18 protein-coding genes are annotated in these 19,483 nt (G+C 69.3%); 9 read left to right on the top strand and 9 right to left on the bottom strand.

The features are described from left to right. Positions 1-130: 130 nt before the first annotated feature. The 3 genes from ACIOD1_RS18570 to ACIOD1_RS18580 form a co-directional block, all read right to left on the bottom strand. Positions 131-1,408, bottom strand: coding sequence for an MFS transporter (locus tag ACIOD1_RS18570; RefSeq protein ID WP_365616155.1), 1,278 nt, complete (start codon positions 1,406-1,408; stop codon positions 131-133). 115 nt (positions 1,409-1,523) lie between these two features. Then, positions 1,524-2,606 (bottom strand): inositol-3-phosphate synthase, encoded by a 1,083-nt coding sequence (locus ACIOD1_RS18575; protein ID WP_365616157.1) that lies wholly within the window; start codon positions 2,604-2,606, stop codon positions 1,524-1,526. A 49-nt stretch (positions 2,607-2,655) separates the two neighbouring features. After that, a complete protein-coding gene (locus ACIOD1_RS18580) occupies positions 2,656-3,258 on the bottom strand; it encodes a helix-turn-helix transcriptional regulator (RefSeq protein WP_365616159.1) in 603 nt (200 codons plus the stop codon). 283 nt (positions 3,259-3,541) lie between these two features. Here ACIOD1_RS18580 and ACIOD1_RS18585 point away from each other — a divergent pair, with 283 nt between their 5' ends. Together ACIOD1_RS18585 and ACIOD1_RS18590 are read left to right on the top strand one after the other, a co-directional pair. Beyond that, positions 3,542-6,160, top strand: a complete 2,619-nt coding sequence (locus ACIOD1_RS18585) for a transglycosylase domain-containing protein (RefSeq protein ID WP_401903375.1) — start codon at positions 3,542-3,544, stop codon at positions 6,158-6,160. 96 nt (positions 6,161-6,256) lie between these two features. Beyond that, complete coding sequence (locus tag ACIOD1_RS18590) at positions 6,257-7,741, top strand: glycosyltransferase 87 family protein (protein ID WP_365616163.1); 1,485 nt, start codon at positions 6,257-6,259, stop codon at positions 7,739-7,741. 22 nt (positions 7,742-7,763) lie between these two features. On the opposite strand, the gene ACIOD1_RS18595 is transcribed toward ACIOD1_RS18590, so the two are convergent. The 3 genes from ACIOD1_RS18595 to ACIOD1_RS18605 form a co-directional block, all read right to left on the bottom strand. Continuing rightward, positions 7,764-8,795 carry an alanine racemase gene (locus tag ACIOD1_RS18595; RefSeq protein WP_365616164.1) on the bottom strand — a complete coding sequence of 344 codons (1,032 nt, stop codon included), beginning with the start codon at positions 8,793-8,795 and terminating at the stop codon, positions 7,764-7,766. Positions 8,796-8,860: 65 nt separating this feature from the next. After that, positions 8,861-9,979, bottom strand: coding sequence for a peptidoglycan bridge formation glycyltransferase FemA/FemB family protein (locus ACIOD1_RS18600; protein WP_365616166.1), 1,119 nt, complete (start codon positions 9,977-9,979; stop codon positions 8,861-8,863). A gap of 131 nt (positions 9,980-10,110) precedes the next feature. Continuing rightward, positions 10,111-10,425, bottom strand: a complete 315-nt coding sequence (locus tag ACIOD1_RS18605) for a hypothetical protein (RefSeq protein ID WP_365616168.1) — start codon at positions 10,423-10,425, stop codon at positions 10,111-10,113. 248 nt (positions 10,426-10,673) lie between these two features. Between ACIOD1_RS18605 and rpsF the strand changes: the two genes are divergently transcribed. The 4 genes from rpsF (at position 10,674) to rplI (ending at position 12,403) form a co-directional block, all read left to right on the top strand. Next, the gene (gene rpsF / locus ACIOD1_RS18610) at positions 10,674-10,964 is read left to right on the top strand and encodes a 30S ribosomal protein S6 (RefSeq protein ID WP_004950685.1); all 291 of its coding nucleotides are present in this window, start codon (positions 10,674-10,676) and stop codon (positions 10,962-10,964) included. 73 nt (positions 10,965-11,037) lie between these two features. Continuing rightward, on the top strand, positions 11,038-11,658 hold the full coding sequence (locus ACIOD1_RS18615) for a single-stranded DNA-binding protein (protein ID WP_365616170.1): 621 nt from the start codon (positions 11,038-11,040) through the stop codon (positions 11,656-11,658). Positions 11,659-11,701: 43 nt separating this feature from the next. Continuing rightward, a complete protein-coding gene (gene rpsR, locus ACIOD1_RS18620; protein WP_003956534.1) occupies positions 11,702-11,938 on the top strand; it encodes a 30S ribosomal protein S18 in 237 nt (78 codons plus the stop codon). Positions 11,939-11,956: 18 nt separating this feature from the next. Further along, on the top strand, positions 11,957-12,403 hold the full coding sequence (rplI, locus tag ACIOD1_RS18625; RefSeq protein ID WP_365616173.1) for a 50S ribosomal protein L9: 447 nt from the start codon (positions 11,957-11,959) through the stop codon (positions 12,401-12,403). A gap of 100 nt (positions 12,404-12,503) precedes the next feature. On the opposite strand, the gene ACIOD1_RS18630 is transcribed toward rplI, so the two are convergent. Beyond that, positions 12,504-13,841 (bottom strand): MATE family efflux transporter, encoded by a 1,338-nt coding sequence (locus ACIOD1_RS18630; RefSeq protein ID WP_401903382.1) that lies wholly within the window; start codon positions 13,839-13,841, stop codon positions 12,504-12,506. Between the two features lie 452 nt (positions 13,842-14,293). Here ACIOD1_RS18630 and dnaB point away from each other — a divergent pair, with 452 nt between their 5' ends. Together dnaB and ACIOD1_RS18640 are read left to right on the top strand one after the other, a co-directional pair. Continuing rightward, on the top strand, positions 14,294-15,757 hold the full coding sequence (dnaB, locus tag ACIOD1_RS18635) for a replicative DNA helicase (RefSeq protein ID WP_365622291.1): 1,464 nt from the start codon (positions 14,294-14,296) through the stop codon (positions 15,755-15,757). Positions 15,758-15,766: 9 nt separating this feature from the next. Further along, positions 15,767-17,152 (top strand): serine hydrolase domain-containing protein, encoded by a 1,386-nt coding sequence (locus ACIOD1_RS18640; RefSeq protein WP_401903385.1) that lies wholly within the window; start codon positions 15,767-15,769, stop codon positions 17,150-17,152. A gap of 78 nt (positions 17,153-17,230) precedes the next feature. Here ACIOD1_RS18640 and ACIOD1_RS18645 read toward each other — a convergent pair whose 3' ends face one another. Together ACIOD1_RS18645 and ACIOD1_RS18650 are read right to left on the bottom strand one after the other, a co-directional pair. Beyond that, entirely contained in the window at positions 17,231-17,626 is a 396-nt protein-coding gene (locus tag ACIOD1_RS18645) for a GNAT family N-acetyltransferase (RefSeq protein ID WP_365622294.1), read from the bottom strand. A 101-nt stretch (positions 17,627-17,727) separates the two neighbouring features. Next, positions 17,728-18,633, bottom strand: a complete 906-nt coding sequence (locus ACIOD1_RS18650; RefSeq protein ID WP_365621872.1) for a GNAT family N-acetyltransferase — start codon at positions 18,631-18,633, stop codon at positions 17,728-17,730. Between the two features lie 190 nt (positions 18,634-18,823). On the opposite strand from ACIOD1_RS18650, the gene ACIOD1_RS18655 reads away from it, so the two are divergent. Further along, positions 18,824-19,474 carry an HAD family phosphatase gene (locus tag ACIOD1_RS18655; RefSeq protein ID WP_365621875.1) on the top strand — a complete coding sequence of 217 codons (651 nt, stop codon included), beginning with the start codon at positions 18,824-18,826 and terminating at the stop codon, positions 19,472-19,474. Positions 19,475-19,483 lie beyond the last annotated feature (9 nt).

Consider the following 19,483-nt stretch of genomic DNA (forward strand, 5'->3'; position numbering starts at 1 on the left):
GGCGCCCCCCCGCTGCGGGGGGGGGGCGGCCGGGGGGGGGTTTGTTAGCACCACCCCACCCCCCCCCCCCCGCCCCCTCGTACCGTGCTCGGGTACTGGATGTTTCACGTGAAACATCCACGGGTCCCGACTACCCCGAGGTCGCGCTTTCCCGCCCTCGGCGTCGCAGGAGCAGCGCCGTCACGGCGTAGAGCAGGGCGACGCACACGATCAGTGCCACCGATTCGCCGTCGGCGGGGAGCATGAGTGCCGCGACGGCGGCCGCGCCGACGAAGGCCACGTTCACCAGCACGTCGTAGACGGAGAAGACCCGGCCGCGGAACTCGTCGTCCACCTGGGACTGCACGACCGTGTCGGCGGAGATCTTGGTGCCCTGGGTCGCGATTCCGAGGACGAACGCGGCGACGAACATCGGGCCGGGTGAGAAGGGCAGTCCGAGCGCCGGGACCAGGACGGCCGCGCCGGCCGCGCAGGCGGTCATCCAACCCCGCGTTCCCAGCCGGCCCACGAACCAGGGCGTGATGACGGCGGCCGCGAAGAAGCCGGCGCCGGAGAACCCGATCGCCATGCCCAGCAGCGCCAGACCGTCGGACTCGTTGTCCGACCAGGAGTAGCGGCAGAGCATCAGCAGCATGACGAAGAGCGCGCCGTAGCAGAACCGCATCATGGTGATCGCGGCGAGCGCCCGGGCGGCCTCGCGTCGCCGGGCCAGGTGCCTGAGCCCGTCGGCCATGCCCCGTACGGCCAGGGCCGCCCCTTCGAGCACGGACGGGGCGACGCGGTGGGATGGGTGGTCGGGGCCGAGCAGGTCGGAGGCCAGGCGCAGCGAGGCCAGAGCGGCACAGAGGTAGAGACCGGCGCCGAGCAGCACGACGACGGCGTTGGAATCGGAGGCGAGCACCTGGACGAGGAAGGCCAGTCCGCCGCCGGCCGTCGCCGCCAGGGTTCCCGCGGTGGGCGAGAGGGAGTTCGCGGTGACCAGCTCGGCGGATCCGACCACATGGGGCAGGGAGGCGGAGAGACCGGCCAGGACGAAGCGGTTCACGCCGGTCACCGACAGGGCCGAGGCGTAGAACAGCCAGTCCGGTACGTGGGCGACGATCAACACCCCGGTGAGGCAGGCGAGGAAGGCCCGCAACAGGTTGCCGTAGAGCAGGACCTGGCGGCGTGGCCATCGGTCCAGCAGTACCCCGGCGAAGGGCCCGACGACCGAATAGGGCAGGAGCAGCACGGCCATGGCCGAGGCGATGGCGGCGGGGGAGGTCTGCTTTTCCGGGGAGAAGACCACATAGGTCGCGAGCGCGACCTGGTAGACACCGTCGGCGGCCTGGGACAGCAGACGTACGGCGAGCAGGTTGCGGAAATCCCTCAGGCGCAGGAGTACGCGCAGATCACGTACGACGGGCATGAGGGCAAGGGTCACACATGCCGAGGGTCCCCGGGCAGATTTGCCCGGGGACCCTCGGCATAAGAACAGTCGACGACCAGGTGTCCGGAGACCTCCGGTCCGACCGGTGGAGCGACTAGCGCTCGACCTCGCCCTTGATGAACTTCTCGACGTTCGCGAAGGCCTCGTCGTCGAAGTACTGCACCGGCGGGGACTTCATGAAGTAGCTGGAGGCCGACAGGATCGGGCCACCGATACCGCGGTCCTTGGCGATCTTCGCGGCGCGCAGGGCGTCGATGATGACACCGGCGGAGTTCGGGGAGTCCCAGACCTCGAGCTTGTACTCGAGGTTGAGCGGGACGTCACCGAAGGCACGGCCTTCGAGGCGGACGTAGGCCCACTTGCGGTCGTCGAGCCACGCGACGTAGTCGGACGGGCCGATGTGGACGTTGTTCTCGCCCATGTCGCGGTCCGGGATCTGCGAGGTGACGGCCTGCGTCTTGGAGATCTTCTTCGACTCCAGACGGTCGCGCTCCAGCATGTTCTTGAAGTCCATGTTGCCGCCGACGTTCAGCTGCATGGTGCGCTCAAGGCGGACACCGCGGTCTTCGAAGAGCTTCGCCATCACGCGGTGCGTGATGGTGGCGCCGACCTGGGACTTGATGTCGTCGCCGACGATCGGGACACCGGCCTCGGTGAACTTGTCAGCCCACTCCTTGGTGCCGGCGATGAAGACCGGGAGGGCGTTGACGAAGGCGACCTTGGCGTCGATGGCAGCCTGGGCGTAGAACTTCGCCGCCTGCTCGGAACCGACGGGCAGGTAGCAGATCAGGACGTCGACCTGACGGTCCTTGAGGATCTGGACGATGTCGACCGGAGCCTCGGCGGACTCTTCGATCGTCAGGCGGTAGTACTTGCCCAGGCCGTCCAGGGTGTGGCCGCGCTGCACGGTCACGCCCGCGTTCGGGACGTCGCAGATCTTGATGGTGTTGTTCTCGCTGGCGCCGATGGCGTCCGAGAGGTCGAGGCCGACCTTCTTCGCGTCGACGTCGAACGCCGCGACGAACTCGATGTCACGCACGTGGTAGTCGCCGAACTGGACGTGCATCAGACCGGGGACCTTGGCCGCCGGGTCGGCGTCCTTGTAGTACTCGACGCCCTGCACCAGCGAGGCGGCGCAGTTGCCCACGCCGACGATGGCTACGCGAACCGAACCCATTCCGGTTGCTCCCTGTTTGTTCTCGGACGAGGCCTGCGAGATGCAGGTCTCACTTTGCAGTTTCGTCGGACGGTCCGGGTCGTCTCTGATCCCGTCCCGCCCGCTCACTCTCGATGAGCTCGTTCAGCCAGCGGACTTCACGCTCCACGGATTCCATTCCGTGGCGTTGCAGCTCGAGCGTGTAGTCGTCGAGGCGCTCCCGGGTGCGGGCCAATGAGGCGCGCATCTTCTCGAGGCGCTCCTCCAGCCGGCTGCGGCGGCCCTCCAGTACGCGCATCCGCACTTCCCGCTCGGTCTGACCGAAGAAGGCGAAGCGGGCGGCGAAGGACTCGTCTTCCCAGGTGTCGGGGCCGGTGTGTGACAGGAGCTCTTCGAAGTGCTCCTTGCCGGCGGCCGTCAACCGATAGACGATCTTGGCGCGGCGCCCTGCGAGTGAAGCGGCGACAGCGTCCTCCGGGGCATGGCCCGGCTCCTCGATCAACCAGCCGTTGGCGACCAGCGTCTTGAGGCAGGGATAGAGGGTCCCGTAGCTGAACGCTCGGAAGACTCCCAGCGAGGTGTTGAGCCTCTTGCGGAGCTCGTAACCGTGCATGGGGGACTCGCGAAGCAGGCCGAGGACGGCGAATTCGAGGATGCCGGAGCGTCTGCTCATCCGCCTGCCTCCCCACCTCTGAGTCACTGTCCCTGAGTTTTATGCCGAGCTGATGTATCGGCTCGATACATCCAGACGATAGAACGGGAGGCCCCGGACGACAAGCGGTGACGTGGTGACCGGCGTCACATCACCAATTCGTACGACGCAAGTTGCCTGATTTGGGGTGAACTTCGGCACTGGTTGGGTTTTGACCGTGCGTAGTCTGTGCGGCAAGACGCCGGGCGAACCGGAACCGTCTGCCGCTTCCAGGCCACTCGCCTGCCCGAGGAGTAGTCGTTCGATGAGCGAGCACCGCCGCAAACCGCCGCAGTCCCAGGGCGGCGGCCGCGCCGCGTCCCGCCGGGCTGCCCAGCAGCACCCCGGCCGAGGTTCCGGCCCCGGACGTGACGTACCCACCTCGTCGCCTGCCGGCCCGTACGGAGAACCGTCCTCCCACGGCAACCGCGCCGACGCCCGCCGGGCCTCCCCACGAGGCACCCCGCCCCGGGGACGCGCAGGTGGGAAGGGGGACAAGGGGGCCAAGGGAGGCAGACGCCTCATCGACTACCCCCGCGCCGGCAAGGACGGCTGGAAGCGCTTCGTGCCCTCCTGGAAGCTGGTCGGCGGCACGACCCTCGGCTTCTTCTCCGTCATCGTCGCGGGCGCCGGCATCGGCATCGCGAGCGTCGGCACGCCTGACGAGAACAAGGCGGCCGTGGCCCAGAACAACGTGTTCCAGTGGGCCGACGGTTCGCAGATGGTCGCGACGGGCGGCAGCACGAACCGCCAGATCATCCCGATCGACAAGATTCCGCTCGGTATGCGGAACGCCGTGATCGCGGCGGAGAACGAGTCCTTCGACTCGGACAAGGGCGTCGACCCGAAGGGCATCGCCCGCGCCGTGGTGAACATGGCCACCGGAGGTTCCACCCAGGGCGGCTCGACGATCACCCAGCAGTACGTGAAGAACACCTACCTGGACTCCGAGCAGACGCTCAAGCGCAAGGTCACCGAGCTGTTCATCGCGATCAAGCTCGGCACGACGGTCAAGAAGGACACCGTCATGGCGGGGTACCTCAACACCGCCTACTACGGTCGTGACGCCTACGGCATCCAGGCGGCCGCCCGCGCCTACTTCGACAAGGACGCCAAGGAACTCGACCCTTCCCAGTGCGCCTTCCTCGCCTCGGTCCTCAAGGGACCCAACCTCTACAACCCGGACGGCGGCCTCGGCACGGCAGCCACCCCCCTTCTGAACGAGGGCCGTGCCCGGGAGCGCTGGGCATGGGTGCTCGACCGTGAGGTCCAGGTGGGGCGCATGGATCCGGCCGAACGCGACCGGTACAAGAGCGCCGGATTCCCCGAGCGGGTCGACTTCGCGCAGGCCAAGGGCCTGTCGGGCCAGATCGGCTACCTGGTCGACGTGGCCAAGACGTACGTCACGAAGAACGAGGGGATCACCGCCGAGAAGCTGGCCCTGGGCGGCTACACGATCAAGACCACCTTCCAGAAGCCCAAGGTGGACGCCCTGGTGAAGGCGGTGGAGGACACCCGGGACGACTTCCTCGACGAGAAGAAGCGCCCCGAGTTCGACACCTTCGTGCAGTTCGGCGCCGCCTCGGTCGACGTCAAGACCGGCGCCCTCGTGGCCCTGTACGGCGGCCCCGGCTTCGATCACAAGTACTTCAACAACAACGCCAACACCTCCGGCGTCCCCGTCGGCTCCACCTGGAAGCCGTACGTCCTGGCCGCGGCCATGCAGTACGGCACCCAGAACTCCAACGGCCGGGGCATCTCCGTCGACAGCAAGTACAACGCCGACGACCTCACGGTGATCAAGAACCGGGACGGCAAGCCCCTGCTCGCGAGCGATGGCACCCCCTTCCGGCAGAAGAACGAGAGCCCCGAGGCCCACGGCTACGTGACGCTCGACGAGGCGATGCGACAGTCGATCAACGTTCCCTTCGCCCAGCTCATCTTCGACGTCGGCCACAGCAAGGTCCGCGCGGTGGCGAAGTCCACCGGGATCCTGGACGAGTCCATGGACGGGTCCAACAACGCCTCGTTCGCGCTCGGCACCTCGACCCCCAGTGCCATCCGCATGGCCGACTCCTACGCCACCTTCGCCGCCTCCGGCACCCACCGCGAGCCGTACTCGGTCACGAGCGTCGAGAAGAACGGCAACCCGGTGCCCGGGTTCGAGAAGCCCAAGGAGTCCCGGGCCATGGACGACTCCGTCGCGGACAACATCACCAAGGTCCTGGAGAACGTCGTTCAGAACGGCACCGGCACCAAGGCCAAGAAGCTCGGCCGGCCCGCGGCGGGCAAGACCGGCACCACCGACCAGAACAAGTCGGCCTGGTTCGTCGGCTACACCCCGCAGCTGTCCACGTCGGTGACCCTGTTCCGCAGCGACCCGAACGCCAAGGGCACCGAGCGCAAGCTGCTCTCCATGAACCACGTGGGTGGAGTCGACTCCATCCACGGTGGTGACATCCCCGCGGCGATCTGGACCGAGTACATGCGCGAGGCGCTCAAGGGAACCGCCGTCGAGCGCTTCCCCGAGGCGGAGGACATCGGGGTCACCGCGGACGCGGCCGGCGCGCCGACCCCCACCCCGGCGGCCCCCCCGTCGCCGTCCGTCTCTCCCTCGACCCCTCCCTCCCCCTCGCCCTCGCTGGTCTCCCCGTCCCCGTCCGACGGCGGCAAGCCGTCCTGCCGGCCGTGGAAGCTGGACAAGTGCGACCCGGCGACCATCGCGGGCACCGGCAACGGCGGCAACGCCAACGGCGGCGACGCGAACGGCGGCGACGGCGGCCTCCCGGCCGGCGGCACCACCGGCAACCCCTCCCCGTCCACCGGCAGGCCGGGCAGGCCCGGCGGGACCAACTGGGGCAGTGTCATGGGCGCGGGCGGCTGATCCCGGCCCCACCCGCCCCACCCGTGAACAGGAGGGCCGTCGCACCCCGTGCGGCGGCCCTCCCCCGTGCCCGGTGCGGTACGGCAGGATGAGCGCATGACCAAGGTGCACGAGGACCGGCCGGTACTGCCCACCCAGCAGGACGAGGTCGCCGCGGCCGGCAGCGAGTTCATCGGCGGCCCCATGGGCCGCTACGCCCGGCTGGGGGCCCACTGGCTGGGGCCGGTCCGCGTGGTGGTCTTGGTGGTCCTCGGCCTGTTCGCGCTCGGCATGGTGCAGAAGGTGCCCTGCTACGACTGGGCCTGGTTCCGGGGAGCGGGCTCCCAGTACACCCACGCCTGCTACTCCGACATCCCGCACCTGTACTCGGCCCGCGGCTTCGCCGAAGGCCTCACGCCCTACTTCGACAAGTTCCCCGACGCCGCCGTGGACCCCAAGTTCGGGGGCATGCAGTACCTGGAGTACCCGGTGCTCACCGGCGCGTTCATGCAGGTCGCGGCCTGGCTGACGCCCACCGGCGGCACCGTCCAGCACCGCGAGCAGATGTACTGGATGGTCAACGCCGGGATGCTGATGGCCTGTGCGGCGGTCCTCGCCGTCTGTGTCGCCCGCACCCACCGCCGCAGGCCCTGGGACGCCCTGCTCCTCGCGCTGGCGCCCGCCTTCGCCCTGAACGCCACCATCAACTGGGACCTGCCGGCCGTCGCCCTCGCCGCCGTCGCGATGCTGATGTGGTCACGCGGTCGGCCCCTGCTCGCCGGTGTCTTCATCGGCCTGGCCACCGCGGCGAAGCTCTACCCCGCGCTGCTGCTCGGTGTGCTGTTCGTGCTCTGCTGGCGGGCCGGCAAATGGCGGGCCTTCGCCGCGGCGGCCCTCGGCGCCGTGGTCGCCTGGCTCGTGGTGAACCTGCCGGTGATGTGGTTCGCCTGGGACGGCTGGAAGCGCTTCTACGTGTTCAGCCAGGAGCGGCCCATCGACTTCGGCTCCGTCTGGCTGCTGATCTCCCAGCGCACCGGCAACCCCTTGGAGGGTGCCAACTCCTACGCGACCGGCCTGACCCTGCTGCTCTGCCTCGGCATCGGTCTGCTCACCCTGACGGCGCCCCGGCGCCCCCGATTCGCGCAGTTGGCCTTCCTGGTCGTCGCCGCCTTCATCCTGGCCAACAAGGTCTACTCGCCGCAGTACGTGCTGTGGCTCATCCCGCTGGCCGCGCTCGCCCGGCCCCGCTGGCGCGACTTCCTGATCTGGCAGGCCGGCGAGGTCGTCTACTTCTTCGGGATCTGGTTCTACCTCGCCTACACGACCAGCGGGGACAAGCACCAGGGACTGCCCGTCGAGGGCTACCAGCTGGCGATCGCCGCCCACCTGCTGACGACGCTCTACCTGTGCGCCGTCGTGGTGCGCGACATCCTGATGCCGGAGCGGGACGTCGTACGGCGCGACGGTTCCGACGACCCCTCCGGCGGCGTGCTGGACGGGACCGAGGACGTCTTCACGCTGTCGAACGCGCCGAAGGCGCCGCGGTACGCGGCGCCTTCGGAGGGACAGCGGGTCGACTGGGGCACGGGCCCCGGGGCCTGACCGGGCGGACCGGTCGGACCGGTCAGGAGTCCAGGACGCGGTCGAACTGGGTGGTGGTGTGCCGCAGGTGCGCCACCAGTTCGTCGCCCACCCTCGGCTCGGTGGAGTCCGAGGGCACGAACAGGATCGACACCTGCATGTGCGGGGGCTCCGCGAACCAGCGCTGCTTGCCGGCCCAGACGAAGGGCGACAGGTTGCGGTTGACGGTGGCCAGGCCCGCCCTGGCGACGCCCTTGGCGCGGGGCATCACCCCGTGCAGGGCCTTGGGGGCCTCCAGGCCCACACCGTGCGAGGTGCCGCCCGCGACCACGACCAGCCAGCCGTCGGAGGCGGCCTTCTGCTGGCGGTAGCCGAACCGGTCCCCCTTGGACACGCGGGTGACGTCCAGGACGGCGCCCCGGTACTGGGTCGCCTCGTGGTCGCCCAGCCACAGGCGGGTTCCGATCCTGGCCCGGAAGCGGGTCTGCGGGAACTGCTGCTGGAGCCGGATCAGCTCCTCGGCCCGCAGGTGGCTGACGAACATGGTGTGCAGCGGCAGCCGGGCCGCGCGCAGCCGGTCCATCCAGCCGATGACCTCCTCGACGGCGTCCGAGCCGTCGGGGCGGTCGAGCGGCAGGTGCAGGGCGAAGCCCTCCAGCCGGACGTCCTCGATCGCGGACTGGAGCAGGCCCAGGTCCTGCTCGGACACCCCGTGGCGACGCATCGAGCTCATGCACTCGATGACCACCCGGGCGCCGACGAGACCGCGCACCCCGTCCACCGAGGACACCGACCGGATCACCCGGTCAGGCAGCGGAACGGGCTCCTCACCGCGCCGGAACGGCGTGAGGACGAGCAGGTCGCCGCCGAACCAGTCCTTGATCTTGGCGGCCTCATAGGTGGTGCCGACCGCGAGGATGTCGGCGCCCATCCGGGTCGCCTCCTCGCACAACCGCTCGTGGCCGAAGCCGTAGCCGTTGCCCTTGCAGACCGGGATCAGTCCCGGGAACTGGTCGGTGATCTGCTTCTGGTGCGCACGCCAGCGCGCGGTGTCGACGTAGAGCGTGAGCGCCATGCCCGTCCGGAGCCTCTCTGGAAAAGCTGCCTGGTGCAGCGGTGTGTGGTGGGGCGGTGGGGAGGTCAGCGACGCGACATGTAGATGTCGAGCGCCTTGTGCAGCACCTTGTTGAGCGGGAAGTCCCACTCGCCGACGTACTCCACGGCCTCGCCGCCCGTACCCACCTTGAACTGGATCAGACCGAACAGGTGATCGTTCTCGTCCAGGGTGTCACTGATGCCGCGCAGGTCGTAGACGCTGGCGCCGAGCGCGTACGAGTCGCGCAGCATGCGCCACTGCATGGCGTTCGAGGGACGGACCTCGCGCTTGTGGTTGGCGGAAGCGCCGTACGAGTACCAGACGTGCTGGCCGACGGTGAGCATCGTGGCGGCGGCCAGCGGCTCCCCCTCGTGCTTGGCGATGTACAGGCGCATGCGGTTGGGGTCCTCGGAGTTGAGGGCCGTCCACTGGCGCTGGAAGTAACTGAGCGGGCGCGGGCGGAACTTGTCGCGCTCAGCGGTGATCTCGTACAGGTGCTGCCAGGTGGCCAGGTCCTCGTAACCGCCCTGGACGACCTCGACGCCGGCCTTCTCGGCCTTCTTGATGTTGCGGCGCCACAGCTGGTTGAAGCCCTTGAGGACGTCGTCCAGCGAGCGGTTCGCGAGCGGCACCTGGAAGACGTACCGGGGCTGGACGTCGCCGAAGCCGGCGCCGCCGTCCTCGGCCTGCTGCCAGCCCATGCGGCGCAGCTTGTCGGACACCTCGAAGGCGCGGGGCTCGATCACGGATGCCTCGACGTCGCGCAGGCGCTTGACGTCCGGGTCCTGGATCCCGGCCTTGATCGCGGTGGAGTTCCAGCGCCGGATGACGACGGGCGGGCCCATCTTCACGGTGAAGGCGCCCTGCTGCTTGAGGTGGGCCAGCATCGGCTGGAGCCATTCCTCCAGATTGGGGGCGTACCAGTTGATGACGGGGCCCTCGGGGAGGTACGCGAGGTAGCGCTTCACCTTGGGCAACTGCCGGTACAACACGAGCGCGGCGCCGACGAGTTCACCGTGGGCGTCGAACCAACCGAGGTTCTCCGAACGCCACTCGTTCTTGACGTCGGCCCACGCCGGCACCTGGCAGTGGCTCGCCGACGGCAGGCTCTGGAGGTAACCCAGGTGCTGCTCTCGGCTGATGGTCCTCAGGGACAGGCTCATGCGGGGTGTCTCCTCGGCGGCTTCGCTGGCTATGGCGCGAAGCCTACTGCGACGGGGGCGCCACCCATCTGGGGGACGGGCCGGAGCCCGGGCCGGTGGGAGGCCGGCGCCCTGTCGCGGAGGTCCCCCGGTCAGCCCAGCCAGCCGCCGAAGAGGCCGCCGTGCGCCATTCCGAGGTAGAAGCCGACGGCAGACGCGCCAAGGCCGATGATCAGTGCGAAGCGTTCGCGTGTCGTGATCGAGACGAACTGGCCGTAGGCCCCGGTCACGATCCCGATCAGCCCGGCCCACGAGCTGATCAGGTGCAGATGGTCGAAGAAGCCAGTGACGAACGCCACGGCGCCGAGGATCAGGGTGACCGCCAGCAGGGTGTCCTGCAGGGGGTGGGACTTGCCGTCCGTCGCGAAGAGCGAGATGGAGGACTGGGGTCGCATTGCCTGTGCCATCGGAAGGCACCTCCTGGCTGAAGCAGAGCGGTGCTGCGGGCCTCCTCCGGCTGGGGCCGGGGGCATAGCACCGAGCACACCCGATGGATACAGATTGTGTCCCCTCCCCGCCGGATTTCAACCGGAAGGAGTCGAGCGGGTAGTCTGTAGGACTGCGCGGTGTCTGATCCAGGCACCGTGCGCACGCATCACGACCCTCCTGCCACGGAACGACCGTGGCCGCTGAGTCCAAAGGAGGTGGGTTCCACATGCGTCACTACGAAGTGATGGTCATCCTCGACCCCGATCTCGAGGAGCGCGCTGTCTCCCCGTTGATCGAGAACTTCCTTTCCGTCGTCCGTGAGGGCAATGGAAAGGTCGAGAAGGTCGACACCTGGGGCCGTCGTCGTCTCGCTTACGAGATCAAGAAGAAGCCCGAGGGCATCTACTCGGTCATCGACCTTCAGGCCGAGCCTGCGGTCGTCAAGGAGCTTGACCGACAGATGAACCTGAACGAGTCGGTTCTCCGGACCAAGGTCCTTCGCCCCGAGACCCACTGAACTTCGGTTCAGCGGTAGTCGGGAACGAGTAGCACAGCAGCCCAGCAGCACATCCCCGCCGAGAGGTTCATCCATGGCAGGCGAGACCGTCATCACGGTCGTCGGCAATCTCGTCGACGACCCCGAGCTGCGCTTCACCCCCTCGGGTGCGGCGGTCGCGAAGTTCCGTGTCGCGTCCACTCCCCGCATCTTCGACAAGCAGACCAATGAGTGGAAGGACGGCGAAGGCCTGTTCCTCACCTGCTCGGTCTGGCGTCAGGCGGCCGAGAACGTCGCCGAGTCCCTTCAGCGGGGCATGCGCGTCATCGTGCAGGGCCGGCTGAAGCAGCGGTCGTACGAGGACCGCGAGGGTGTCAAGCGCACGGTCTACGAGCTGGACGTCGAGGAAGTCGGCCCCAGCCTGAAGACCGCCACGGCCAAGGTCGCCAAGACCACCGGTCGCGGTGGCCAGGGTGGATACGGCGGCGGTGCCGGTGGCGGTCAGCAGCAGGGTGGCGGCGGCGGTGGCTGGGGCGGAGCCCCCAGCGGCGGCGGCGCCCCTCAGGGCGGCGGAGCTCCCTCCGACGACCCGTGGGCGTCCAGCGCGCCGGCCGGCGGCCAGCAGCAGCAGGGTGGCGGCGGGGGCGGCTGGGGCGGAAGCTCCGGCGGTTCCGGCGGCTCCGGCGGTGGCTACTCGGACGAGCCGCCCTTCTAGGGCAGCTCGTATCCACACTTCTTGATCACACAGGAGAGACACAATGGCGAAGCCGCCTGTGCGCAAGCCTAAGAAGAAGGTCTGCGCGTTCTGCAAGGACAAGACCGTGTACGTGGACTACAAGGACACGAACATGCTGCGGAAGTTCATTTCCGACCGCGGCAAGATCCGTGCCCGCCGCGTTACCGGCAACTGCACGCAGCACCAGCGTGACGTCGCCACGGCCGTCAAGAACAGCCGTGAGATGGCGCTGCTGCCCTACACGTCCACCGCGCGATAAGGAAAGGGTGACCGAAAAATGAAGATCATCCTGACCCACGAGGTATCTGGCCTCGGCACCGCCGGCGATGTCGTCGACGTCAAGGACGGTTACGCTCGCAACTACCTGGTCCCGCGTGGTTTCGCGATCCGCTGGACCAAGGGTGGCGAGAAGGACGTGGCGCAGATCCGCCGCGCCCGCAAGATCCACGAGATCGCGACCATCGAGCAGGCCAACGAGTTCAAGGCCAAGCTCGAAGGCGTGAAGGTCCGTCTGGCCACCCGCGCGGGTGACGCCGGTCGTCTCTTCGGTTCCGTGACGCCGTCCGACATCGCTTCGGCGATCGAGGCGTCCGGTGGCCCGAAGGTCGACAAGCGCCGCGTCGAGCTGGGCACCCCGATCAAGACCCTCGGTTCGTACCAGGTCTCCGTGCGTCTGCACGCCGAGGTCGCCGCGAACGTGGGCATCGAGGTCGTCGCCGCCTAAGGGCAGCGCATGAAGGGCCGCACTCCTCCGGAGTGCGGCCCTTCGTCGTTCCCGGGTCGTGCGGTCGGTGATGTTTCACGTGAAACATCACCGACGGGGGTCAGCGGGAGGCGCCCGTGACCAGCCAGCGGCCCGAGCGGGCCCGGAGCTGGAGGGTGACCATTCGGACCAGCATCATCAGGGTCATGGCCCACCACAGGGCCGTCAGACCGCCGCCGAGAGCGGGCACCAGCAGTGCCGCCGGAGCGAACACCGCGAGGGTCAGCACCATGGCCTTGGCGAGGTACGGGCCGTCGCCCGCCCCCATGAGCACCCCGTCCAGGACGAAGACGATCCCGCTGACGGGCTGGGTCAGAGCCACCACCAGCAGGCCGGGCAGCAGGGCGTCCTCCACCACGGGGTCACTGGTGAACAGCGGGATGAAGACCGGGCGGGCCAAGGCCACCAGAAGCCCGAGCACCAGGCCGGCCACGATGCCCCAGCGCACCACGCGGCGGCAGACCGCCTTGGCGCCCTCGCTGTCCCCGGCGCCCAGGTAGCGGCCGACGATGGCCTGACCGGCGATGGCGATGGCGTCCAGGGCGAAGGCGAGCAGGCTCCACAGCGACAGCAGGATCTGGTGGGCGGCGATGTCGGCGTCGCCGAGCCGGGCGGCCACGGCGGTGGCGAGCATCAGGATGGCGCGCAGGGAGAGGGTGCGGACCAGCAGGGGGGCGCCGGCCTGCGCGCAGGCCCGGATGCCGGCGGTGTCCGGCCGGAGGGACGCACCGTGGCGCCGGGCGCCCCGGACGACCACGACGAGGTAGACGGCGGCCATGGCCCACTGGGCGATGACGGTGCCCCAGGCGGATCCGGTGATGCCGAGGCCCGCGCCGTAGACCAGGCCGACGTTGAGGATGCCGTTGAGGGCGAAGCCCCCGATGGCCACGTAGAGCGGCGTACGGGTGTCCTGGAGGCCTCGGATGACCCCGGTGGCCGCGAGGACCACGAGCATGGCGGGGATGCCGAGGACGGAGATCCGTAGGTAGGTGATCGCGTACGGGGTGGCGGAGTCCGAGGCGCCGAAGAGGTCGATCAGGGAGGGCGCGCTCGACAGCGCGGCCGCGACCACGGCGACGCCGAGCAGCAGCGCGAGCCAGATGCCGTCCATGCCCTGACGGATGGCCGCCGGGAGATCGCCCGCGCCGACCCGTCGGGAGACCGCGGCGGTGGTGGCGTAGGCGAGGAAGACGAAGATGCTCACGGCGGTGGTCAACAGTGCGGCGGCGATCCCGAGGCCCGCCAGTTGGGGGGTGCCGAGATGGCCCACGATGGCGCTGTCCGCCATCACGAAGAGGGGCTCGGCGACGAGTGCGCCGAAGGCCGGGACGGCGAGGGCGAGGATCTCGCGGTCGTGTCGTCCCGGGGCGTCCTTCAGCGCGAGGGGGGCCTGTGTCATGTGGCCAACCTAATCTTCCACAGGTAATGGATGCAATGGCTTTGTGGCCCTTACCACTGCGCTGACTTGGGCGTTCTTGACACCCCATTGGAGGCGATCTTGAGACAGTGGCCAAGAAATTTCTCGCCCACAGCCATCAGGCGGAGAATCCGCAGGTCAGGTGTGGTGAGAGGGTGGGTCGGGTGATTTTGTCCACAGCGTCGTCCCCCGCTCCGTGCACAGCTTCGGGGGAGTTACCCACAGCATTGGGTCCGTCGTCCACATCTCATCCACACAGCCTGTGGATAACAAGATTGGCTGACGTCGCTCGCGGGCCTACCGTGGTGCGTTGCCCGACGCGCCGACAGCCGGTCCGGGTGCCCCAAATGTCAGAGCCGTGTCGTAGAAAGAGTGACACGGCGAGGTCCGCGTTGCGGACGGGAGGAGGCGGCCCGGTGAGCATGCCCGAGCCCATGGACGACCCCTGGGCCGACAGCGGTCCCAGTGACCGTCTGCCCGCCCGTTCGCGCCGCGGTGGCGAAGGCCGCGGTCGCGGGGACGACCAGTCCGACCGGGGTCGCGAGGGCGGCTCCTGGGACGGCGGCGGAGGCGGCTTCGAGCGCGTCCCGCCGCAGGACCTGGACGCCGAGCAGTCCGTGCTCGGCGGCATGCTGCTCTCCAAGGACGCCATCGCGGACGTGATCGAGGTCATCAAGGGCCACGACTTCTACCGCCCCTCGCACGAGACGATCTTCCAGGCCATCCTGGACCTGTACGCCAAGGGAGAGCCCGCCGACCCGATCACGGTCGGTGCGGAGCTGACCCGACGCGGAGAGATCAGCAAGGTCGGCGGGGCCTCGTACCTGCACACCCTGGTGCAGTCCGTGCCGACCGCGGCGAACGCCGAGTACTACGCGGAGATCGTCCACGAGAGGGCCGTCCTGCGGCGCCTGGTCGCCGCCGGTACGAAGATCACGCAGATGGGATACGCGGCCGACGGTGACGTGGACGAGATCGTCAACAGCGCCCAGGCCGAGATCTACGCCGTCACCGAGCAGCGGACCTCCGAGGACTACCTGCCGCTGGGCGACATCATGGAGGGCGCGCTCGACGAGATCGAGGCCATCGGTTCGCGCAGCGGCCAGATGTCCGGCGTCCCGACCGGGTTCACCGACCTCGACTCCCTGACCAACGGCCTACACCCGGGCCAGATGATCGTCATCGCCGCCCGTCCCGCCATGGGCAAGTCGACCCTCGCCCTGGACTTCGCCCGGGCGTGTTCGATCAAGGCCAACCTGCCCAGCGTCATCTTCTCCCTCGAAATGGGCCGCAACGAGATCGCGATGCGCCTGCTCTCGGCGGAGGCCCGGGTGGCGCTGCACCACATGCGCTCGGGCACGATGACCGACGACGACTGGACCCGGCTCGCGCGCCGGATGCCCGACGTCTCGGCCGCGCCGCTGTACATCGACGACTCCCCGAACCTGTCGATGATGGAGATCCGGGCCAAGTGCCGCCGGCTCAAGCAGCGCAGCGACCTCTCCCTCGTCGTCATCGACTACCTCCAGCTGATGCAGTCGGGTGGCTCGCGCCGGCCCGAGAGCCGTCAGCAAGAGGTCTCCGACATGTCGCGAAACCTCAAGCTCCTCGCCAAGGAGCTGGAGGTGCCGGTGATCGCGCTCTCCCAGCTGAACCGTGGTCCCGAACAGCGAACCGACAAGAAGCCGATGGTCTCCGACCTGCGTGAATCGGGCTCGATCGAGCAGGACGCGGACATGGTGATCCTGTTGCACCGCGAGGACGCCTACGAGAAGGAGTCCCCCCGCGCCGGCGAGGCGGACCTGATCGTGGCCAAGCACCGTAACGGTCCGACGGCCACCATCACCGTGGCCTTCCAGGGCCATTATTCGCGGTTCGTGGACATGGCCAACACGTAGCATCCGATCATGGACGCACTCTCTGAAGACCTGGAACTGCTCCCTGTCACCCGGCGTGCGCTCAGCCGCCGGATCGCCCTCGCGCAGAGCGAGGGACGCGCCCCTTCGGTGGTGGCGGCGGTCGTCCGTGGCGGAGAGGTGATCTGGGAGGGTTCGCGGACCTGCGTCGAGGGGCACGGGCCCGACGGGGACGTCCAGTACCGGATCGGGTCGATCACCAAGACCTTCACGGCCGTTCTGGTGATGCGGCTGCGCGACGAGGGGCTCCTGGAACTGTCGGATCCGCTGGGCAGGCACCTGCCCGGAACCGGCGCCGACGAGGTGACGATCGCCCAACTGCTCGCGCACACCGGAGGTCTGGCCGCCGAGACCCCGGGCGCGTGGTGGGAACGTTCGTCCGCCGAACTGCGGCCCGGGCTCGCCGAGGTGCTGGGCGAAGAGCCGTTCAAGCAGGTGCCGGGGCGAAGGCACCACTACTCCAACCCGGGCTACACCCTGCTGGGTTCGCTCGTCGAGGCTCTCCGCGGCAAGCCGTGGGAGGACGCGTTGCGGGCCGAGGTGCTGGAGCCGCTGGGGTTGGAGCGGACGAGCGGGCAGCCGCGGGCACCGCACGCCGGCGGCTGGGCCGTGCATCCGTGGGCGGACGTGATGATGCCCGAACCGTCGGAGGACCTGGGCATCATGGCCGCGGCGGGCCAACTCTGGTCCACGGCGCGGGACCTCGCGCGGTTCGCCGCCTTCCTGACCCACGGGGACGAGCGGGTGCTGAGCGTGGCGAGCGTACGGGAGATGCGGACCGCCGAGGCGCCCGCGGAGACGGGCTCCGAGGACGCGGGATACGGACTCGGGACGCAGCTGAGCGTCCGGGGCGGGCGCCGGCTGGCCGGGCACGGCGGCTCGCTGCCCGGGTTCGTCGCGGGCCTGTGGCTGAGCGAGGCCGACGACGTGGCGGCGATCGTCCTCGCGAACTGCACGTCGGGGGTGCCCGCTTCGACCGTGGCGGCGGATCTCATCGGGATCGTGGCGGAGGCGGAGCCGCGCTTCCCCGAGCCGTGGCGGCCCTTCCGGGAGGCCGACCGGGTGCCGTTGGAGGTGTGCGGGCCCTGGTACTGGGGCACCGCCGCCCACGTGGTGCGCCTGAAGGCGGACGGCTCCCTGGAACTGGGCCCGGTGGGGGTGAGCGGCCGCGCGGCCCGGTTCCGCGCGGAGCCCGACGGTTCGTGGACGGGCCTGACGGGCTACTACGCGGGGGAGACGCTGCAGGCGGTCCGGCGCGCGGACGGCTCGGTGAGCCACCTCGACCTCGGGTCCTTCGTCTTCACCCGTGAGCCCTACGACCCCGAGGCTCCGGTGCCCGGCGGGGTGGACCCGCAGGGGTGGCGGGGCATCGGCTGAGGCCCGTCGCGGGTCCCCGGGTCCTCCCGGTCGTAGGGCCGGGCCTGTGACAGGGCCCGGCCCACGCGGTAGGCCGCCTCAGAGGGCGAGCTTGAACCCGACGTGCGAGGCGGTGAAGCCGAGCCGCTCGTAGAAGCGGTGGGCGTCGGTGCGGGTGACGTCCGAGGTGAGCTGGACCAGTTGGCAGTCCTCCCGCCGGGATTGGTCGATCGCCCATTCGATGAACCGGGTGCCGAGGCCGCTGCCGCGTTCGTCGGCGTGGACGCGCACGCCTTCGATGAGGGAGCGGGTGGCGCCCTTGCGGGACAGTCCGGGGATGATCGTGAGCTGGAGGGTGCCCACGACCCGTTCGCTCCGTACCGCGACGACGAGGTGCTGGTGGGGGTCCTCGGTCAGCCTCTTGAGGGCGGTGACGTAGGGGGAGAGGTCGTCCGGGGACTCACGGGTCGCGCCGAGCGGATCGTCGGCCAGCATGGCGACGATCGCGGGCAGATCGGCCTCGACGGCGGGCCGGATGGTCAGTTCGGGAAGTTCGGTCGCATCGGTCACATCGGTCACTTGGGGTTCCTGTCTGTTCAGCCGGCGGCGACGGTGAGCGGCGCCCAGCGGCGCGTCCAGTCTCCGGGGAGGCCCGGGACGCCCCGGGTCATGACGGCGTTGAAGGCGAGGGACTCCAGTCCGCGGCCCTTGAGCCAGCTCAGGAGTTCCTCGTGCCTCACGTCCACATCGGTGCGCAGGGGGCGTTCGGTGGTGGTGGCGAGGGAGGTCACCAGTGCTCGGGCCGTTGCCTGGTCCCGGGCGATGAGGGGCCCGATGACGTGCGTGTCCATGTTGGGCCACAGGGCCGCGTAGCCGGTGAGGGCTCCGGAGGCGTCCACGGCCACGAGCACCTTGTCGGCGAAGGCGGGCAGCCGTGTGAGCAGGTGGGTCCGGTCCGTGCCGAACACCTCCGTGTCCAGCACGACGATGGCCCGGATGTCCTCGCCGGTGGCGGGCCGGACCGTGGCTGCCGTGGCCGGGACGGTCTTGGCGACCTCGGCGTCCTCGGCGTCCTCGGGCCGGAAGGTGCCCCGGAGCATTTCCGCGCGCCCCGTGGTGTCGAAGCCGAGTTCCTCGTAGAGCGGGCGGCCGTACGGGGTGGCGTGCAGGGTGAGCGGGATGCCGGCGAGGACCCCGTCGCACACGTGTTTCATGAGGTGGCGCCCCAGACCTCTGCGTGCGTACCGGTCGGCGACGAGGACCATTCCGATGGCCGCGAGATCGGGCTTGGCCGGGTTCCCGTAGCGGGTGACGACGCAGACCGCGGCCAGTCCTCGGCCGTCCGGTGCGTCGATGCCGTAGCCGTTTCCGGCAGCCAGGAGGAGGCCCCACTTGTGGTCCTCGCGCGGCCAGCCGCGGTCTTCGGAGAGGTCCGCGCAGTGCCGGAGGTCGTCCGGGGCGAGGGTGCGGATCGGCAGTTCGGTGAGCGGTGGTGGTGTCACCGGCCCAGAGTGGATCATCGGCCGGGTGTGAGTCCAGAGGGTTTGGACTTCCCGGACGTCGATGTTTCACGTGAAACATCGACGTCCGGTGCGGCTGGGAAGGCCGGATGTTTCACGTGAAACACTCATCGGACACGGCTGGGCCGCGCCCTCTGTTTCACGTGAAACACAGGCATTAACCTCGATGTTCATGACGACGCTGCACCTTTTCGACCTCGACGGAACCCTGATGTACGGCTCGGCGGCTCCGGTCGAGATCTCCCGTCAGCTCGGTGTCGGAGTGGAGATCGCGGAGTTGGAGCGGGCCTTCGCGGCGTGTGAGATCGGACCGCAGGCGTTCTCGCTGGCGATGCGCGAGCTGTGGGCGGACCTGACCACCGCGCAGGTCCGGGCGGCGTTCGACGGGGCTCCGTGGCTGGCGGGCATCCGGGAGGTCTGGCAGGAGATCCGGGACCGGGGGGACTACTGCGCGGTCATCTCGCTGTCTCCCTCGTTCTTCGTGGAGCTCCTGATGGAGTGGGGAGCGCACGCGGCGCACGGCTCGATCTTCCCGGAGGTCCCCTTCACCCGCCCTGTGGACATCGCGGGCATCCTCACGCCCGAGGGCAAGGTGGGGATCGCGGACCAGCTGTGCGCCCGGTTCGGGGTGGGCCTGGGCGACTGTGTCGCGTACGGGGACTCCTTGACCGACGCGGTGCTCTTCGAAGCCGTCGCCACGTCGGTGGCCGTGAACGCGCGGCCCTATCTGGTCGAGCGGGCGACCCATGTCTATGAAGGTCGTGACTTGCGCGAGGCGTTTCGGCTTCTGGGGGCGGCTCGGACGAATGTCGAGGCATCTTAGGGGGAAAGG

Origin of the sequence: Streptomyces sp. NPDC088097 (genome assembly GCF_044741845.1) — a bacterium.
GTDB lineage: Bacteria > Actinomycetota > Actinomycetes > Streptomycetales > Streptomycetaceae > Streptomyces.

Bases quoted from the DNA above. Each gene is read 5' to 3' on its own strand.
- ACIOD1_RS18595 (WP_365616164.1), bottom strand. From the start codon at position 8,795: ATGGCGCTCACGCTCTACGTCGACACCGCGCGCTGGCGTGCGCACCAG.
- ACIOD1_RS18630 (WP_401903382.1), bottom strand. From the start codon at position 13,841: ATGACACAGGCCCCCCTCGCGCTGAAGGACGCCCCGGGACGACACGAC.
- ACIOD1_RS18575 (WP_365616157.1), bottom strand. From the start codon at position 2,606: ATGGGTTCGGTTCGCGTAGCCATCGTCGGCGTGGGCAACTGCGCCGCC.
- ACIOD1_RS18580 (WP_365616159.1), bottom strand. From the start codon at position 3,258: ATGAGCAGACGCTCCGGCATCCTCGAATTCGCCGTCCTCGGCCTGCTT.
- ACIOD1_RS18645 (WP_365622294.1), bottom strand. From the start codon at position 17,626: ATGCTGGCCGACGATCCGCTCGGCGCGACCCGTGAGTCCCCGGACGAC.
- ACIOD1_RS18615 (WP_365616170.1), top strand. From the start codon at position 11,038: ATGGCAGGCGAGACCGTCATCACGGTCGTCGGCAATCTCGTCGACGAC.
- rpsF (WP_004950685.1), top strand. From the start codon at position 10,674: ATGCGTCACTACGAAGTGATGGTCATCCTCGACCCCGATCTCGAGGAG.
- ACIOD1_RS18640 (WP_401903385.1), top strand. From the start codon at position 15,767: ATGGACGCACTCTCTGAAGACCTGGAACTGCTCCCTGTCACCCGGCGT.
- rplI (WP_365616173.1), top strand. From the start codon at position 11,957: ATGAAGATCATCCTGACCCACGAGGTATCTGGCCTCGGCACCGCCGGC.
- dnaB (WP_365622291.1), top strand. From the start codon at position 14,294: ATGGACGACCCCTGGGCCGACAGCGGTCCCAGTGACCGTCTGCCCGCC.
- ACIOD1_RS18655 (WP_365621875.1), top strand. From the start codon at position 18,824: ATGACGACGCTGCACCTTTTCGACCTCGACGGAACCCTGATGTACGGC.
- ACIOD1_RS18570 (WP_365616155.1), bottom strand. From the start codon at position 1,408: ATGCCCGTCGTACGTGATCTGCGCGTACTCCTGCGCCTGAGGGATTTC.
- ACIOD1_RS18605 (WP_365616168.1), bottom strand. From the start codon at position 10,425: ATGGCACAGGCAATGCGACCCCAGTCCTCCATCTCGCTCTTCGCGACG.
- ACIOD1_RS18590 (WP_365616163.1), top strand. From the start codon at position 6,257: ATGACCAAGGTGCACGAGGACCGGCCGGTACTGCCCACCCAGCAGGAC.
- ACIOD1_RS18585 (WP_401903375.1), top strand. From the start codon at position 3,542: ATGAGCGAGCACCGCCGCAAACCGCCGCAGTCCCAGGGCGGCGGCCGC.
- ACIOD1_RS18600 (WP_365616166.1), bottom strand. From the start codon at position 9,979: ATGAGCCTGTCCCTGAGGACCATCAGCCGAGAGCAGCACCTGGGTTAC.
- rpsR (WP_003956534.1), top strand. From the start codon at position 11,702: ATGGCGAAGCCGCCTGTGCGCAAGCCTAAGAAGAAGGTCTGCGCGTTC.